This is a genomic window from Planktothrix pseudagardhii (assembly GCF_904830925.1).
GTDB lineage: Bacteria > Cyanobacteriota > Cyanobacteriia > Cyanobacteriales > Microcoleaceae > Planktothrix > Planktothrix tepida.
This window is the reverse complement of the sequence record NZ_LR882967.1, coordinates 626,323-644,188: the sequence shown is the minus strand read 5'-3', so window position 1 is coordinate 644,188 and position 17,866 is coordinate 626,323. Positions and strand designations below refer to the sequence as shown.

The following is a 17,866-nucleotide window of genomic DNA, read 5'->3' as shown; positions in this document are numbered from 1 at the left end:
TTTGTGATTTAAAACAACTAACAGCCCGATGTTATCGTAAATGGGATAAAAATTCAGACATTTTTTAGCTTATATTTAGTGTATAATGGGTGAGGGAAGCCTCACCCCAATGATCTTATGCTCAGTTTTACTAGCGATCACTGCGTTTTGACGCTTTAGCAGTAACCGATTGAGTCTGTCCTAAACATTCAGTAATTTTATCGGATTGACAATATCAATTAGATAAAATATTTTTCTTTTTCAAGCTTAACGCTATTCCCAATATACCCATGATTAATAAACTCAAAGAAGTTGAAGGTTCAGGTGATTTGACCAATGTTTTACTGTTTTGATAGGTAATTAACGTTAAACTTTGACTTTGACTAAACTCACGAGAATATAATCCCGATAACACAATATTAGCAGAGACTTGATTACCTTGAGCGTTTGTTGTTGTCAACGGTGACAATTGAAAACCCTGACTATTCTCTAGTGATAAATTAAGCTGATTAGAAGAATTGAGTGAGCTATTGAGACTCAAAAAATCTAACAGATTATTGGTCAAATCATCAAATAAATAAAAAGCGATATAATTCTCGGCTTGAGCCGATTCTTTTGAGAACAAACTGGGGAGAACCTCCAAATTTAAAAAAGAGGAAAATTTAAAGGAAAATTCTTGGTTTTCGGCAATTTTAAACTGATAACCTATACCGACTGCTTCACTGTAAGCTAAACCCAGATATTCTTGACCTTCTCCCTGAGCTTTCGCTTGAGAACTATTTTCGGTTAGAGTTAAACAATTTTCAGGTTCCAAACAAACATTAAAATTTGCATTAGCATTCGCTTCGGCTAATGTAATTCCTCGAATAGCTAATGCTGTGGTTTGAGTATCTGTAAACGTGGAAGTGTTTGTAGGAACTTGGCTAAAATCAGAAATTAAAGTGTTTGCTTCAGCCTGCGCTAACGTACCCGCAAAACCTGGAGAAACACTACTTAATAAAGCAATAACGGGAGTAGCAACTAGGAAGAATTTCACAGTTGCTTTGGGTGCAATATTCATGTTAAATCCTCTGGGTAAAATTTTAAATTAAAGTTGATCACGGGATCAATCCCGATAATCGATAGATTTAATCTAGTCTGGGGAGGAGGAAAATTAACAGGGTTTTATTTAAAGATTTTAGATTTTTTTGTAAAGATATCATTATGGTCATAAAAAGATAGATTTCTATCGGGATGACGAGTGTACGATAATATAGCCACTGCCTATCGACATCGCTTATAACAGAAACAACCAACCTCTCAAGTTTCTATCATGAATATTCCTATCCCCCCTAACCAACTCGAAGAACCTGAAGGTCAAGTTCCTTTAGATTCTCCGTTGTATATTGAACGTCCTCCCATCGAAACCGACTGTTACCAAACCTTAGTACGACCGACGGCATTAATTCGCATTAAAGCACCCCGACAAATGGGTAAAAGCTCCCTCATGCAGCGAATTCTCCATTCTGGAACTCAACAAGGATATCACAAAGCTTGTTTAAATTTTCAATTAGCAGATTATGAATTTTTTAGTAATCTGGATCAATTTTTACAATGGTTTTGTGCCAGTATTGCAGAAGAATTAGGATTGGATGATCAACTTGAACAATACTGGAAAGGAGTAATTGGAAGTAAAAATAAATGTACAAAATATTTACAACGATATTTACTCGCTCAACTTGATTCTCCCTTGGTGTTAGGATTAGATGAAGTCGATTTAATTTTTCAACATCCTGAAATTGCCGTTGACTTTTTTGGGTTATTAAGAGCTTGGCATGAACGCAGCAAAAATGAACCCACTTGGCAAAATCTTCGTTTAGTTATTTCCCATTCTAAAGAAGTTTATATCCCTCTCAATATTAATCAATCTCCCTTTAATGTAGGATTACCCGTTGAACTTCCTGAACTCACCCCCGAACAAATTCAAGATTTAATTCACCGTCATGGATTAGAATTTTCCGAAGTCGAATTTACCGCTTTATTCGACATGATTGGCGGACATCCCTATTTAGTCAGAATGGCATTGTATCAAATTGCTAAAGATAAAATTACTTTAGAACAATTCCTGGAAACTGCACCCACAGAAGCCGGATGTTACTATGATCATTTACGTCGCCATTTATCTAATTTAGAAAAAAATGAAGAATTAACTAATATTTTAAAACAAGTGATTAAGAGTGATTATCCGGTTTCTATTCCTTCGGCTGAAGCCTTTAAACTAAGAAGTATGGGATTAGTTAAATTTCAAGGAAATGATGTATTACCCTTATGTAATCTCTATCGAATTTATTTTCGAGAAAAATTAGGGCTCACAACTTCCAGTAAGGATAAGGATATCGCCTTAGCTGCCATTATGTTCACCGATATTGTGGATTCAACATCCCGGATGGAACGCAATCAACGACAAATGTTAGACTGTATTAAACGGGATTTTACGGTGATTCGAGATTTAATTCGTCAACACAACGGACAAGAATTAAAAAGCATGGGGGATGGATTATTACTGTATTTTAGTTCGGCCGTAGAAGCAGTGCGTTGTGGGATAGAAATGCAACAAGCTTTAGCCGCCGCAGAAATTAGCCCAGAAACGAGTTTAAAACATCGCATTGGCATTCATGTTGGAGATGTATTTTTAAGCGGTGGAGATGTATTAGGAATTGGGGTTAATATTGCTTCTCGGTTACAATCTCAAGCGATGCCGGGAGAAATTTGTATTTCTCAAACGGTGTATGATGTGGTGAAGAATCATTTATCCTTGCAAGCGACTTATTTAGGAGAACGGAAACTCAAAGGAATTGAATCTCCTCTCCCTTTATATCGAGTTATTCCTTAATTTATACCTAAAAATTATGGCTGAAATCTCTCCGAATTTTTCCTATCAAGTGGGGGGAAGTTTACCCGTTAATTCCCCCACTTATATTTATAGACAAGCGGATGAACAATTTTATCAAGGATTAAAAGCCGGTGAATTCTGTTATGTTTTGAACTCTCGACAGATGGGAAAATCTAGTTTGCGAGTGCGAACCATGCAACGCTTACAAGCAGAAAATATTGTTTGTGCTGCGATTGATTTAACGGCTATTGGCACATCTGATATTACGCCGGAAGAATGGTATGCTGGGTTAATTGATAGTATTGTTAGTAGTTTAAATTTATATGATCATTTTGATTTAGATGAATGGTGGACTAAAAATCAACGCCTCTCCAATGTCAGACGATGGAATAAATTTATTGAATCAGTTTTACTGTCTGCTATTGGTCAAAAAATCGTGATTTTTATTGATGAAATTGATAGTATTTTAAGGCTAAATTTTAATGTAGATGATTTTTTTGCCTCCATTCGCGCTTGTTATAATAAACGAGCAGAACAACCAGATTTTAACCGTTTAACCTTTGCTTTATTAGGGGTAGCCACTCCTAATGATTTAATTAATAGTCAATATCACAGCACTCCCTTTAATATTGGTCAAGCCATTGAATTAACAGGTTTTCAATTTGAAGAAGCTAAACCGTTAGCATTAGGGTTTATTGAAAAATCTCCTAACCCAGAAATTGTGTTACAGGAAGTTTTAAACTGGACAGGGGGACAACCTTTTTTAACCCAAAAAGTTTGTCAGTTAGTACGGTTAAGTGAGGAAATCATTCCTGAAGGGGAGGAGAAAGAATGGGTTGAGAAGTTAGTGCGATCGCGTATAATAGAAAATTGGGAAGCTCAGGACGAACCGGAACATTTGAGAACAATTCGTGATCGTTTACTTTGGGGAAGTAAGCATTCTGAAAAATTATTAGAATTATATTCTCAAATTTTAACCTCTGAATTTAATCTCTATAAAGAAACTAAGGAATATTTAGAATTACGATTAACTGGAATTGTTATTAAATCTAAGGAAAAAGTCGCAATCTGTAATTACATATATTTAGAAATATTTAATTTATCATGGCTAGAAAATTTAGGAATCATTAAAAAACAAGAATCTTTACCTACAATCTATCAAAAAGTTTTTAAAATTTCTCAAGCAGATTTATTTAAAAATTTATCAAATTCAGAAATGATTCAAACCATTAATAACTCTAAATTGTTAAAAAATATTACTTTTAATCCCGTAACTTTACCGAATCACATAGAAATGGGTGTACAAAAATTTCAAAAAGCTTATGTTAACCAAGATATTAACCTGCTGAATTCATTAATTTCTAAACATTTTAGTGGAAGTTTATGTGGAGCAATCTCCAAATCAACACTAATTGATTTTTACAAAAATTTCTTTATTTACTTTTCCCCTGAATGTAATCTAAGATTAAGGATTGATAAAATTTATATCTTAGATGAATCAGAACTATTTTTTAGATTAATTATTAGTTTTGTTTTAAAGGCTGATAATCGGGACGGAAAATGGCTTTTTAATCAGTTTGATTCGGGTGATTGTTATATCGAATTCGGTTTTGAACCTGCCAATAAACAATGGGAAATTTTACGTTTAGATAAGGTTTATTGGCAAAGTCAAGAATTCATTACTGATGGGAATTGGTTTAATCCTAATCTTCATCTATAGCTTGATTAGAATGATTAATTTATACCCTCGCATAAGGTTCTATCACTCACACTAACATTTAGAAGCGACTAATCCCAGGCTAGAAATCAATTTAACAACTTCCTAAGATTTGCATCAATTTCTTAAGTTCAATAGCGGTTAAATCTCGCCATTGACCCGGTTCGAGTTGGTTTAAACTTAAATGTGCGATCGCCACTCTTACTAACCGTAACGTCGGAAACCCCACCGCAGCCGTCATTTTCCGCACTTGACGGTTACGACCTTCTGTTAACGTCAGTTCTAACCAAGCCGTCGGGACGGTTTTGCGAAAGCGAATGGGGGGTTCACGAGAAGGTAAATGGGGTTCTGGGGAAAGTAATTTCACTTGTGCAGGTTTGGTGCGATAATCAGAGAGTTGTACCCCCTGACGTAACTGTTTTAAAGCTATTTCATCGGGTATGCGTTCCACCTGTACCCAATAGGTTCGAGGATGGGCAAATTTCGGATCAATTAACCGATGTTTAACAAAATTATCATTGGTTAATAATAATAATCCTTCACTATCTCGATCCAAACGTCCAACGGGATAAACTAACGGAATAGAAATAAAATCTTTTAGGGTTTTACGGGGAGTTGTTGTCGGATCTTCATCGGTAAACTGACTCAAAACATCATAAGGTTTATAAAATAAAAGATATCGATAAGCCATAAGTAGAATTCGTTTCTTGCGTCGTTTAATTCCTTAAAAATTTTAAGCGGTTTCGTCTCTAAAATCTCGACTACGGGTGATTGTTATAAAATAATTCTGGAATCCATTATTCCCCATTCCCCGATATTGACGAAAACATCAATCTTTCTTACAATGAGAAGAGGTTCCCTGAGAGCTTGAGCAGACGAACTGCAAAAAATTGTTAAGCTCACTGACGGGAACCCCGATCCCCGATAGTCACAACCCAAGCAAAACTGCTACCATACCAGTGATGCTTGCCTGACATCTAGGGTGGCGAGGACGCTTACCGTTAACCGTTACTAACAATTACAGCGAATGGCTACAGTAAAAGATAATTCTAGTTCTGAAAAGAAAAAAGCTCTAACTCAAGTTTTAAACCAAATTGAGCGAAGTTTCGGGAAAGGTGCCATTGTCCGGTTAGGGGACGCCACCCGGATGAAAGTGGAAACTATTCCCAGTGGTGCATTAACCCTAGATTTGGCTTTGGGAGGCGGTTTACCCAAGGGACGGGTGATTGAAATCTATGGGCCAGAAAGTTCGGGTAAAACTACATTAGCGTTACACGCGATCGCCGAAGTGCAAAGAGCCGGAGGAGTAGCCGCCTTTGTCGATGCAGAACACGCCCTTGACCCGACTTACGCGGCTGTCCTAGGAGTGGATACGGAAAATTTACTCGTTTCTCAACCGGACACCGGAGAAATGGGCTTAGAAGTGGTGGATCAGTTGGTGCGGTCTGTAGCCGTTGATATTATTGTCGTTGACTCCGTTGCGGCGTTAGTTCCCAGGGCAGAAATTGAAGGGGATATGGGGGACGCCCACATGGGGTTACAAGCGCGGTTAATGAGTCAAGCCTTACGCAAAATTACGGGTAATATTGGTAAGTCAAATTGTACTGTAATTTTCCTGAACCAATTGCGTCAAAAAATCGGCGTCACCTATGGCAACCCGGAAACCACAACGGGGGGGAATGCGTTAAAATTCTATGCCTCTGTACGGTTAGATATTCGTCGAATTCAAACCTTAAAACGGGGAACGGATGAATACGGAATTCGGGCTAAAGTTAAAGTTGCTAAGAATAAAGTTGCTCCTCCCTTTCGGATTGCAGAATTTGATATTATCTTTGGAAAAGGGATTTCTACGTTAGGTTGTTTAATTGATTTAGCGGAAGAAACAGGAGTTTTAAAACGCAAAGGGGCTTGGTACAGTTACAACGGCGATAATATTGGTCAAGGACGGGATAAAACCCTAACTTATTTAGAAGAAAATACAGCCTTGGCAACTGAAATTGAGCAAAAAGTGAGAGGGGCTTTAGACAGTGGGGCTGTGGTTTCAGCGAATTCTGTCACCCAAGTTGATAGTCATGATGAAGAAGACTTTGATGGCAGTTCAGAAGAAGAATAATTGATGTTGATGGGGGCAGGTTGATAACGGTTATCTGTTCTTAGGAAATCGGGTTACAAACCCCGCCCCTTCATAGTCATGATAGTAATGGGTTTCTTTGAGGTTGCGATCGCCCTTTTCCCCGTAGAGACGTGCCATGGCACGTCTCTACACAATTTGTTGATTTTGTCAAGAGGGGTGTTTTGGATTAAACCGTTTCTTCTAAAAACTCGTGCATCGCCACACAGAAAATTAGTCACGAAATCCAGAGATTTGACGACAGCATAAGGGCTTCAGCCTTTATTTTGGCATATAGGCACAATAACCCCTTGGGTACTATTTTCTCAAGTGTAGCAGAACCCCTAGAATCTCGTCAACTCTTTGAGAGCTATTCTCAATAAAATATGATGATTTTGTGACAATCTTTTGAAAATAAAATTGATTTAAAATAAATAATTAGTAAAACTAATACAAAAATCCTTAAATGTCTGCTACCAATAATTGCTATGGTGGCTAATCACTTTTTCCTATTCTCTATTCCCTATTCCCTATTTTCTTTTCCCCTCTGTTCCCTGTTCCCTTTAACTCTTATTAATATTCTGCATAACCCACCTGATCTAAACGCTCTTGTTTTTCCAGAACAGATTGCTTGAGATTTTCTCGATAATCTAAAACCTTTTGTAACAGTTCGGGATCATGACTGGCTAATATTTGTACCGCTAATAAACCTGCATTTTTAGCATTGCCAATCGCCACCGTTGCCACTGGAATTCCTCCCGGCATTTGTACAATAGAATAGAGAGAATCAACCCCCTGTAACGTTCGAGTTGTGACCGGAACCCCAATGACAGGTAGAGGAGTTAAAGACGCAACCATTCCCGGTAAATGGGCGGCTCCTCCTGCTCCAGCAATAATCACCTTGAGTCCTCGCTGATGGGCTGTTTTCGCGTAGTCAAACATCCGTTCCGGGGTACGGTGCGCCGAAACAATTGCCACCTCATGGGGGATTCTAAATTCTTCACAAATCGAGATCGCAGCACTCATCGTTGGTAAATCTGAATCACTCCCCATGATAATCCCCACAACAGGAGGAGTAGAGTTAGAAAATAATGATGTAGAGTTCAAAGTCTTAAATTATTCCTCATGACAACAACACCACAGTCATACACTGCTAACCTCGATATTATCAATGTCCGTCTCCCTGGATCACAAAATTTACAACACGTTTTAATTCGCCAAGGTCAAATTGATGCCATTAAACCGATGCCGAGTTTATCTCAATCTTTATCCTCAACAGAAATAGAACAATTAGATTTACAAGGAGATTGGCTATCCTTGGGTGGCATAGATTTACAAATTAATGGAGCGTTAGGATTAGCATTCCCGGATTTAGAACCCCAGGACTTCCCCAAATTAACTCAAATTTGTCAATATTTATGGGAGCAGGGAATTGATGGTTTTATGCCCACAATTGTGACTACTTCTGTTGAGAAAATACAGCGATCGCTGGCAACAATTAGCGACTTTAGGCAAACTGTTCCCCAAAACCAACCCACCGCTAAAATATTAGGGGTTCATCTTGAAGGGCCATTTCTCAATCCCAGTAAACGCGGAGCCCATCCCCAAGAGCATTTGTTACCCTTAACTGTGGATAACGTGCAGCAAGTTTTGGGGAACTATAGCCATTGTGTTAAAATCATCACCCTAGCCCCTGAATTAGACCCAACAGGAACCGTCATTCCCCATTTGACCAATTTAGGCATTATTGTCAGTTTAGGTCACTCCCAGGCTACCACAGCCCAGGCAGAACAAGCATTTATTCAGGGGGCAACAATGGTGACTCATGCCTTTAATGCCATGCCCAGTTTACACCATCGAGAACCCGGTTTATTAGGAGCCGCGTTAGTTAATCATCAAGTCCAATCTGGTTTTATTGCGGACGGACAGCACGTTTCTCCTTTGATGGTGAAGTTACTCTTGCGAATGTCGGGAATAACCCCAACCCAGGAAACGACTAATTTAATCCCCCTATTTTTAGTGAGTGATGCGTTAGCACCCTTGGGACTTCCCGATGGTGTTTATCCTTGGGATGAACGACAAATTGAAGTTAAACAAGGAACAGCCCGTTTAGCGGATGGCACTTTAGCCGGAACCACGTTACCCTTGCTAATCGGGGTGCAAAATTTAGTTCAATGGAATTGTTGTGGAGTGGAAGATGCGATCGCTTTAGCGACAATTGCCCCCAGACAAGCACTCGGCTTATTTTCCCTTGTGGGTGAATCTGCATTTCAACTGTTGCGATGGCAGGTTGATTCATCTTCGGAAATTCCAAGTTTAAGTTGGCAACGACTCCTGAGTTCTGATGCTGCAACTCACGATTAAATACAATACAATAAAGTTGAGTAAATGAGAGTCATTGTTAACTTTTGTATACAAATATGGGTGAAGCTAAACGTCGAAAAGAAACCATGGGAGAACGCTATGGCCAAGAAGAAAAAATCTCCCCTTGGCTTCCCATTACCAAAAACCAAAGCCAACAATTTATGGAAATTACCACTAAAGTCAGTTGGATTGGCATTGGGTTATTAGTAGCGGTCTGGATTACGATTCGATTTATTGGCCCTGGGTTTGGATGGTGGCAAATTGATTAAGATCCAAGGGAACAGCGTTTGATCTGAGCAGGTCTTCAACAGGAACTGATCCCGGAAACTAAAGATCTACTATCCGATTACTAGGGGCTATACTTATATCGAGTATTAAATCTTTATTATAGGTTTAGACGTGATTTCTCAGCTAATCCTTTGCAGAGTAGGATCTTAGTCCAGTTAGAACCGTATAGTTAACAAAAATTTAACGGTATTGTTTTCCTAGATACCTTCTTACGGGAGTAGTTTCGTTAATCTGCAAAACGGTGTGTGTTTTAACCTCCAGGAGGTGATCTTTTCAATTTAGGCTGGTCAGACTAAGATTAATATTTCAGCACCAAAACCTTAAGATTATGTTACATTCTGGAAATAATCTTAGGTGTGGTGATAGGAGGACAATTTATGTTTCTCAGACTTGCAGAGCAACACCGCAAATTTGTTCAGGACTTGGTGATGAACCTCCAAGCTCTAGCCACCGTGCTAGAACGACAGGGGTATCTGGCATCATGCTATACCTGTGGGGGTCAGATGAATAGTGCCTCTTTCATGGTGAGTTTAGGCGAAAATCATCTGATTCGGTTTCTGGTGTCAGACTATGGCATTACCTGGACAGAAATGCGCGATGACCGCGAACTCATGAAGCTTGAAGGAGCCGAGGCCATTCAACAGTTGCAGGAATTAGCCAATTTAGTGATTTACAGAGGAAGCGTTTCTGGCTATGTCATGACTCCCAAACTCGTCCAACCTGTTTAGAAGACCTGATCTTTCCCGGTCTTCGAAGAGCTAATGATGTGAATGGAGTATGACAACCGCCTGTAAGTGGTAATCTGAGATCAGAAGCAACTGTTTAACATTGCTCCAATCCCTTGAGGAAATTCAAGGGAGATGTCAGCATCCCACTTGTGAGCAACAAGATTGGAGTTTATGGTGACACTAGAATCTGATTGGCAACATCTGTTTGTTGAGACGAATAATATTCGCTTACACACGGTAACTCAAGGCGAGGGTGAACTCGTCGTACTCCTGCATGGGTTTCCTGAATTTTGGTACGCTTGGCGCTATCAAATTCCAGCCCTAGCCCGTTATTTTAAAGTAGTTGTGCCTGATTTACGCGGCTACAACGATTCAGATAAACCGGAAAGTGGCTATGATTTAGATACTCTTTGTACCGATATTCAAGGATTAATTGAACGTCTAGGCTATGGCAAAGCTCATATTGTTGGGCATGATTGGGGGGGGTTAATTGCATGGCATTTTGCTCAAAAGTTTCCCCAATCTCTCAACCGTTTGGCGATTCTCAACGCTCCTCCCCCCCATCGATTTGTACAAGAATTAGTCAGTAATTTAGATCAACTTCGTCGCAGTTGGTTTGTTTTTGCTTTTCAAATTCCCGGAATTCCCGAATGGTTAATCCAACAGAATTTAAAAGAATTTGTCACGAATGCGTTGCGAGAACACGCTATCCGTAAAGGCGCGTTTAGTGCAGAGGAAACTCAAATTTATGAAGCGGCTTTAGAAAAACCAGGGGTATTACCCGCCGCCATTAATTATTATCGTCATTTATTTTGGCCGCCGACTTGGTTATTAAATTGGACAAAAACCCCAGCTAAAATTTTGTCTCCGACATTAGTTTTATGGGGGAAGGAAGATTCATTTTTAAGCCATCATCTTACCGAAGGTTTAGACCGATTAATTGCTGCGCCTTTTAAACTACAATTAATTCCTGATTGTGGTCACTGGATTCAACAGGAAGTTCCTCAAACAGTGAATCGAGAATTGTTGAATTTTTTAAGACGTTAGTTAGGAGTAGTAGGGGCGAGGCGCGCCCATTGGTGTCAACTTAAGGAAAGGCGATCGCAACGACTAATGGGAGTTGAAGAGGGCGATGAGTAGTCGCCCTGGCAACGTGGCAACTGTAGGTGTTAGTTTAAAGGGGCGATCGCCAAGGTCAGTGTTAGTGGAAGGGGGAAAGAAATCAGATGAGTAAAACAACAGGGAGAATTTTGAGAAATGCGGATTTAAGGCATCAAAGTCAAATGGCAGGGCCACCATTAGAAGTGCTAGAAAAAGAACTGTATAGACTACTAACACCCGAAAATTTTAAACCGTTAAAGGAAAGCCGAGGAATTCAGGAAAAAAACTGCGTTCGCGAGTATTAAATTTACCAGTGATGATGGCAGTAGTTATTGGCTTAGTCTATAGAAGAATAGCTGGATTGCGAGAACTGTTAAGAATCCTAACGGAAGAAGGAATGCTGTGGATAGAACCGATGCAAGTGAGTGTGGAAGCGTTATCAAAAAGATTAAGAACGCTACCAGCGAGTTTATTTGTAGAAATCTTTGAACAGGTGATAGAGAAATTAAAAAGCGAAGAAAATCTGAAGGGAGTGCCGGAAAAATGGCAAGGGATCTCAGAAAAGTTTACAGGAATTTGGATAGCAGATGGTTCGACACTGGAAGAAATATTTAAAAAGTTAAAAGTGCTGAGAAAGGGTAACACAGTGTTAGGGGGAAAGATGATGGTGATTGTAGAAGCCTGGACATATAGACCGGTGAAAATGTGGTATACAGAAGAATCAAAAGCTAACGATAAAATCTTTACTGACCAACTGTTAGAACAACTTCCCCAAGGGGGATTAATGATTTTTGACTTAGGTTTTTTTAAGTTTGGGTGGTTTGATGAATTTACAGAACAAAAAAAATTTTTTGTAACCCGATTAAGAGAAAAAACAGCCTATCAAGTCAAAAAAACATTAAGCCAAGGGTTATACTATCAAGATGAAATTATCCAGATGGGATTGTACCGTTCTAACCGATGTCATCAGCCTGTACGATTAGTCTCAGTCTTATGGGGAAAAACTTGGTATCGCTATTTAACCAATGTCTTAGATCCAGAGGAATTATCGGCTCAACAAGTTTGTGAGTTGTACCGAAATCGCTGGCAAATTGAACAAGCCTTTTTATTAACGAAGAGATTATTAGGATTAGCCTATCTCTGGGTGGGAGATAGCAACGGAATCCAAATTCAAATTTTATCAACCTGGATATTTTATGCCGTCTTAAATCAGTTGTGTACTGATGTCGCTATGGCTTTAGGTCAACCGAAAGAACGAATTTCTACAGAAATGGTATTTCGCGCTTTATATCATTTTTCTCGAGCTAGTTTACGGGGAGAAACTTCTGATGTTATTAGCTATTTAACCTCACATCAGAAGTTATTTGGCTTGGTCAAATCCACTCGAAAACGACATCGAGAAATCGATGCTCTTACACAGCAGGTTTGGGGCGATCGCTCCTTAAGTTGACGCCAATGGGCGCGCCTCGCCCCTACGATAAATTGGATTTTAAGTCATTTATAACTGATTTAGACTTGCTATATAAATAATTAAACCAGTTTTCATCATTGTATTTATCAGTAGATTTTATAAAAAAATTAAACCCGAAAAAATTTATAATGCTAAAACAAATTAACTTAAAAAATTGGAAAAGTTTTAAAGATGCGACCTTATATATTGATCCACTTACTATTTTAATTGGAACTAATTCTAGTGGAAAATCTAATATTATTGATGCTTTAGACTTTTTAAGTCGCATTCCTGAAGCAAAATCTTTAGAATCAGCTTTAATGGGTGATAGTCATACCCCAGGAATTCGAGGGGGGTTAGAATGGGTGGTTAGAAAACCGGAAACTCAGTTTACTTTAGAAGCGGTTATTAGTGGGGAATATGAACAGGAAAATGAGCAAGTTGAATTTGATTGTCTTTATAGCGTTACAATTGAAATAGAACCTAAAATACAATTAATTAATGAATTTATAAAATTACTTAAATCTAATGAAAATCACAAAAGCAATAACTCACCAGAAAATAAAATTAGTCGTATAGAGTCATTTATATATCCCTCTTCGGGCAGTATCAAAATGACTCTGGGAAAATATGAATTATCAGCATTAAATCAATTATTCCCTAAAAATCAATTCCTTTTGATGAATCAGAAATATCTGCCTTTTTATGATTTTTCTTCTTTGAGCAGTACGAATTGGAGTTATACTACTACTATAGAAGTTCTAAGAACAATATTTATTATTAACCCAATTCCTCAGAATATGAGAAAATATTCTCCCCTATCAAAAACTTTAGAACAGGATAGCTCAAATATTGCGGGAGTTTTAGCAGCATTTCCTGAACCTGAAAAAGAAAAAATTGAACAAACTTTACTAAATTATTTATCCCAACTTCCTGAAGGAGATTTACAACGAGTTTGGGCTGAACCTGTGGGAAGATTAGGTAGTGATGCGATGTTATATTGTGAAGAAAAATGGGGTGAAAATCAAGAACCTTTATTAGTTGATGCAAGAGGAATGTCCGATGGAACCTTAAGATTTTTAGCTCTTCTAGGGTAACTATGATAAATTAGGAGAAAAATGCCAATTTAAGAGAACTCTTCTTCTAAAGTTAGCAAAATTATTTAAGCCATACGCTCTTCTCTTAATTAACTTAATTTTCTGATTGATTCCTTCGACGGCTCCTTGGGTAGTTCGATTGTCGAAATAGGCGAGAATTTCGGCAATCCACCTTTTGATTGTTTGGCAGCTTTTTGGGAAGTCTTTATAAGATGATTCAGTCCATTCTACCAGTTGCCAAAATGCCTCATCTCCCGTTATTTGACTTTCAAATATATCTCTAAATTTCTCTTTTCTATCATACATATCCATTAATTCTGGCATGACTTCTTTGAGAACTGACAATTTTGATTTTTCCGTCTCGTTCAAATCTTCTTTCTTTTTCAGCAAAGGATATTTACTCTCTTTTATTCCTGAGATTTGACGTTCTCTTTCCGTTTTATTTTTGATTTTTTCTGCCTGTTTTTTCTCGGTTTTTCTCCGATAGTCTAACTCTTCATTGACTTGTTTCATGACGTGAAATCTATCCGCAACTACTTGTGCATTCGGCATCAGTTCTTCCACTACACTTTTATAGGGAACCCACAAGTCTATACTGACCGCTTCCATTTCTTTTAATATCGTTTCAATTTCTGCCGGACTCATTCGATTTCTTTTTCCGGTATTCACCACATCTGTTGCTAACACTTCTTCAACCACTTTTTGGGCTAGTCTTTTTGTATATGTTCTTCTTTTCTTCACAAAACTTAATTCTTCGGAAAATACTTTCTGGCAGTTAGGGCATCTAAATTGACGGCGATTTACATTCAGAAAGACATCAAAACTACTCACAGGAATATCTCGCACTCTATGTCGATGTGATTGATGTACTTTACTCGTACTCTTCCCACAATGAGGACAAGTCGCGCTAGTCTGTTTATTTTCTAATTCAATCAGAAGTTCATTCTCCGTAATAAAATGATAATTTGTTGCTTTAAAACCGGGAAAGTTAATGATTTGAGTAATAAAATAAAGTAGGGAGTTAGATGGCATTTTTATAAAAAAGTCATTTTTCTTAGTGATTTAGTCAATATTTAATACCATAAAATATTGTCTATGTCAATCTCCCATTATCAGTTTCACTCAATTCAACTTTAAACATTTTTTCCTTCTTGATTTTTTGTTTATTACTAAGTTATCATAACCAGCCTAGAAGAACCAGATTTTTAGCCATTTTAACCGCTTTATTAACCCGTCCCGAAGGCAGTTTAATTGTGATTGAAGAAGTTGATAATGGTTTACATCCCTCTCGCGCTGGTTTACTTTTACAAATGTTACGAGAAATTGGGAAAAAACGGAATATTGATATTTTAGTCACGACTCATAACCCCGCTTTAATGGATGAATTAACCCCTGATTTTATTCCTTTTGTTATGGTTGCTTATCGAGATCAAGATACGGGAGAAAACCAGTTAATTCCTTTAGATGAAATTGATAATTTACCCAAATTAATCGCATCAGGTTCTTTAGGAAAAATCACGCAACAAGGATTATTAGAAAAAAGTTTAGCTGAACATCGGGAATATCAATAATGGGAAAAGTATTAATTTTTGATACTTCTATCCTCTTGTTCAGAGTCAAGGTTTGTGATTCTACTTTGATCTTTTTCAGGAATAAATTCTCCGGTTCCTTCACAGAAAAAACAAGTTTCTTCCCGTTGAATTTCTCCTGAACAATCTCGAATTTCTATATATCCTTTTCCCTCACAGTGAGGACAGGTTTGAGGAATGATTAGGTCTTTTTTCATATTTATAGAGAGGGGAATTAAGCCCTGAAGGGCTTACTACAATTTAATGCTCGATACCGACTATGGGTAAAGATAAAGAATTGAGTTGAGTCACTTTTTCGGGGGTGCTTTTTAAGGGAGTTTGATTTAAACGGTCAAAAATATAACGGGAAATTTGAGGAAAAACCTTTTCATTTTTTGACCATGCAGGATCATCTCCAAATACGACTAGAATATAAATGGCTTTATCGTTTAAGGTTCTAACAAAGGCAACTTCTTGACGAGAACGACTGGTATAACCTACTTTAGACCCATAGTAAATGTCAGGAGGTAAAGATTCTCCTAAAAATCCTTCAACGGAGTTAGCATCAATATTTTTCCAGGCTTTGGGGTTTAAATCACGAGTTAATAAATAGGCCATTTTGGTACTGGCTACAGGAGAAATGGCTTGTTTTGTATAAATTTCATACATTAATCGTGCGGTTTGGTCTGTGGTGACAAGATTTCCTTTAGAATAGGGGGGATTTTCTCGCAGTTGTAAATCTCGACCTGTGGGTTCTTCTCCTATCCCTGTAATGGGATAATTTTTAGTGGTTAAATTAATCCCTTTATAACCGGATTTTTCAAAAAATTGATTGACTTGACTGCGTTTTTGCACCCATTTATCTAATTGAGGTTTGTCTAAATTTTCCCCCGATTCAGTTTGTGTAATAGCATCAACAATGCGACTAGCGGCATCATTATCGGAAATTCGCATCATGTGGGATAAATCGGTATAAAAGGGGGATTCTTGGGGAATATATCCTTTTTCGGCATAGCCAAAAAATGCCACCATCCAAAATAATTTAGCAACACTGGCGGGAAATCTGAGGGTAGTATTGTTATATCCAGCAATAGTATGGGTTTGAGGATTACTAACATCAATTAAGCTAATCGATAAAGATTCGGTTGGTAATCCTTGGGTTTTGGCAATATTAACAGCCCCATCAACAATAGTTTGTAAGTCTTTACTAGAAGTTAAATTAGGAGGAGTTTTAATATTATAAACAACGGTTTTATCGGTATTGGTAGCTACTGGGGCAGAAATCGTAGTATTTTGAATTTGGGGTTGGGGTTTTGCGGGTGGAAATAATAGTTTAAAAATCCCTCCCATTGTCCAGTTAAAGGTTAATAATAGGGCAATTAAAAATAGAATTCGAGAGTATTTTAACCGTGCTAATGGATGGGGAGGTTTAGTTCTAACTTTAATAGGCGAGTGCCTTAAAGAATAGCCTCGAACAGAAGAACGTCGCACAGACCGACGGTGCTGGGTAAGAGAAGCCATATTAGAGGAAATAGGAAAATTAAATATAGAATAATACAATAGCAGAAGACAGCAATTGTAGAATGATCCATTATCGCCTTATTAACCCAAATCAGGTAAAGTTAAAGCCAGTTGATAGATTTGGCGACGGGAAATGGAGGTGGCTTCGGCGATTTGGCGACTGGCTTCGGAATGGGACATCCCCTCTTGAATTAGACGTTGGAGTTCCGCTTTAATTTGATCTTCTGTCAGAGGAGTTGCCGTTTCCGTAATACCTGCAATCACTAATGTGAGTTCACCTTTGGGGTTATGATCTTGATAGTATTGTACGGCTTCTGCTAACGTTCCGCGCCAAAATTCTTCATGCAGTTTTGTGAGTTCCCGTGCGATGACAATTGACCGTTTTGATCCTAAACTTTGCGCTAAATCGGTTAAGGTTTCCAGAAGACGATGGGGCGCTTCATATAATATTAAGGTTCGAGATTCAGTTTGTAATAAAGTTAAACGGTTTTGGCGCTCTTTATTTTTGGTCGGTAAAAAGCCTTCAAAAACAAATCGATCCGTTGGCAGTCCCGCCGCACTTAAAGCTGTTAAACTCGCACTAACCCCAGGAATGGGAATCACGGGAATTTCCGCTTCAATACAAGCTTTAACCAATTCATATCCGGGGTCAGAAATGCCTGGCATTCCGGCATCAGTCACTAAGGCGATCGCATTTCCCTGACGTAGAGATGCAACCAGAGTGGGAATCCGGCGATGTTGATTATGTTCATAATAACTTAGTTGCGACGTTTTGATGTCAAAATGGTGTAATAACTTGGCCGTATGACGGGTATCTTCAGCCGCAATCCAATCAACACTTTGTAAAATTTTTATCGCGCGTAAGGTTATATCTTCCAGGTTGCCAATGGGAGTACCAACAATATAAAGGGTTCCAGCTTGAATCGTCATGTTTAATTTAAGACCTTACGCAAATATAACTGTGATATAACGCACCATACCTCAAGGATAATATTAGGTATCTTAGAGAAGTATAGAGTACATCTCCAGTTCATTTTTGATCTTGAGATTAAGGCTTGTTGCTCTTGACCC

Annotated in this window: 16 protein-coding genes and 1 pseudogene; 10 read left to right on the top strand and 7 right to left on the bottom strand. The window is 38.2% G+C overall.

Going from position 1 to position 17,866, the window contains the following annotated elements; genetic code table 11:
* Positions 1-214 precede the first annotated feature (214 nt).
* Positions 215-1,039: a hypothetical protein gene (locus NMK36_RS02735; RefSeq protein WP_072722658.1), complete on the bottom strand. Its 825-nt coding sequence runs from the start codon at positions 1,037-1,039 to the stop codon at positions 215-217.
* A 252-nt stretch (positions 1,040-1,291) separates the two neighbouring features.
* On the opposite strand from NMK36_RS02735, the gene NMK36_RS02730 reads away from it, so the two are divergent.
* Positions 1,292-2,851, top strand: coding sequence for an AAA-like domain-containing protein (locus NMK36_RS02730; protein ID WP_254172933.1), 1,560 nt, complete (start codon positions 1,292-1,294; stop codon positions 2,849-2,851).
* 16 nt (positions 2,852-2,867) lie between these two features.
* Positions 2,868-4,571 (top strand): AAA-like domain-containing protein, encoded by a 1,704-nt coding sequence (locus tag NMK36_RS02725; RefSeq protein ID WP_254172932.1) that lies wholly within the window; start codon positions 2,868-2,870, stop codon positions 4,569-4,571.
* Between the two features lie 91 nt (positions 4,572-4,662).
* Here NMK36_RS02725 and NMK36_RS02720 read toward each other — a convergent pair whose 3' ends face one another.
* Positions 4,663-5,259, bottom strand: a complete 597-nt coding sequence (locus NMK36_RS02720) for a pseudouridine synthase (RefSeq protein WP_072717394.1) — start codon at positions 5,257-5,259, stop codon at positions 4,663-4,665.
* A gap of 336 nt (positions 5,260-5,595) precedes the next feature.
* Between NMK36_RS02720 and recA the strand changes: the two genes are divergently transcribed.
* Positions 5,596-6,681 carry a recombinase RecA gene (recA, locus tag NMK36_RS02715; RefSeq protein ID WP_072717393.1) on the top strand — a complete coding sequence of 362 codons (1,086 nt, stop codon included), beginning with the start codon at positions 5,596-5,598 and terminating at the stop codon, positions 6,679-6,681.
* A gap of 570 nt (positions 6,682-7,251) precedes the next feature.
* Here the strand turns inward: recA and purE are convergent.
* Positions 7,252-7,731, bottom strand: coding sequence for a 5-(carboxyamino)imidazole ribonucleotide mutase (gene purE, locus NMK36_RS02710; protein ID WP_186440288.1), 480 nt, complete (start codon positions 7,729-7,731; stop codon positions 7,252-7,254).
* A gap of 72 nt (positions 7,732-7,803) precedes the next feature.
* On the opposite strand from purE, the gene nagA reads away from it, so the two are divergent.
* From nagA to NMK36_RS02680, 6 genes and pseudogenes are all read left to right on the top strand, one after another.
* Positions 7,804-9,042 (top strand): N-acetylglucosamine-6-phosphate deacetylase, encoded by a 1,239-nt coding sequence (gene nagA, locus NMK36_RS02705; RefSeq protein WP_254172931.1) that lies wholly within the window; start codon positions 7,804-7,806, stop codon positions 9,040-9,042.
* 56 nt (positions 9,043-9,098) lie between these two features.
* Positions 9,099-9,311, top strand: a complete 213-nt coding sequence (locus tag NMK36_RS02700) for a DUF2839 domain-containing protein (protein WP_072717390.1) — start codon at positions 9,099-9,101, stop codon at positions 9,309-9,311.
* A gap of 396 nt (positions 9,312-9,707) precedes the next feature.
* Entirely contained in the window at positions 9,708-10,058 is a 351-nt protein-coding gene (locus NMK36_RS02695) for a DUF1815 family protein (RefSeq protein WP_072717389.1), read from the top strand.
* Between the two features lie 171 nt (positions 10,059-10,229).
* Positions 10,230-11,105 (top strand): alpha/beta fold hydrolase, encoded by an 876-nt coding sequence (locus tag NMK36_RS02690; protein WP_072717388.1) that lies wholly within the window; start codon positions 10,230-10,232, stop codon positions 11,103-11,105.
* Between the two features lie 179 nt (positions 11,106-11,284).
* Positions 11,285-12,609: pseudogene (locus NMK36_RS02685) on the top strand (IS4 family transposase).
* 149 nt (positions 12,610-12,758) lie between these two features.
* Positions 12,759-13,706, top strand: coding sequence for an AAA family ATPase (locus tag NMK36_RS02680; RefSeq protein WP_072717387.1), 948 nt, complete (start codon positions 12,759-12,761; stop codon positions 13,704-13,706).
* Here NMK36_RS02680 and NMK36_RS02675 read toward each other — a convergent pair whose 3' ends face one another.
* Entirely contained in the window at positions 13,707-14,738 is a 1,032-nt protein-coding gene (locus tag NMK36_RS02675) for a transposase (protein ID WP_072719935.1), read from the bottom strand.
* A gap of 119 nt (positions 14,739-14,857) precedes the next feature.
* On the opposite strand from NMK36_RS02675, the gene NMK36_RS02670 reads away from it, so the two are divergent.
* Positions 14,858-15,277 (top strand): AAA family ATPase, encoded by a 420-nt coding sequence (locus NMK36_RS02670; RefSeq protein ID WP_254172930.1) that lies wholly within the window; start codon positions 14,858-14,860, stop codon positions 15,275-15,277.
* A gap of 11 nt (positions 15,278-15,288) precedes the next feature.
* On the opposite strand, the gene NMK36_RS02665 is transcribed toward NMK36_RS02670, so the two are convergent.
* The 3 genes from NMK36_RS02665 to rsmI form a co-directional block, all read right to left on the bottom strand.
* Entirely contained in the window at positions 15,289-15,492 is a 204-nt protein-coding gene (locus NMK36_RS02665) for a hypothetical protein (RefSeq protein ID WP_072722659.1), read from the bottom strand.
* Between the two features lie 43 nt (positions 15,493-15,535).
* Entirely contained in the window at positions 15,536-16,795 is a 1,260-nt protein-coding gene (locus NMK36_RS02660) for a serine hydrolase (RefSeq protein WP_072722660.1), read from the bottom strand.
* Between the two features lie 81 nt (positions 16,796-16,876).
* Complete coding sequence (gene rsmI, locus NMK36_RS02655) at positions 16,877-17,725, bottom strand: 16S rRNA (cytidine(1402)-2'-O)-methyltransferase (RefSeq protein WP_072722661.1); 849 nt, start codon at positions 17,723-17,725, stop codon at positions 16,877-16,879.
* Positions 17,726-17,866 lie beyond the last annotated feature (141 nt).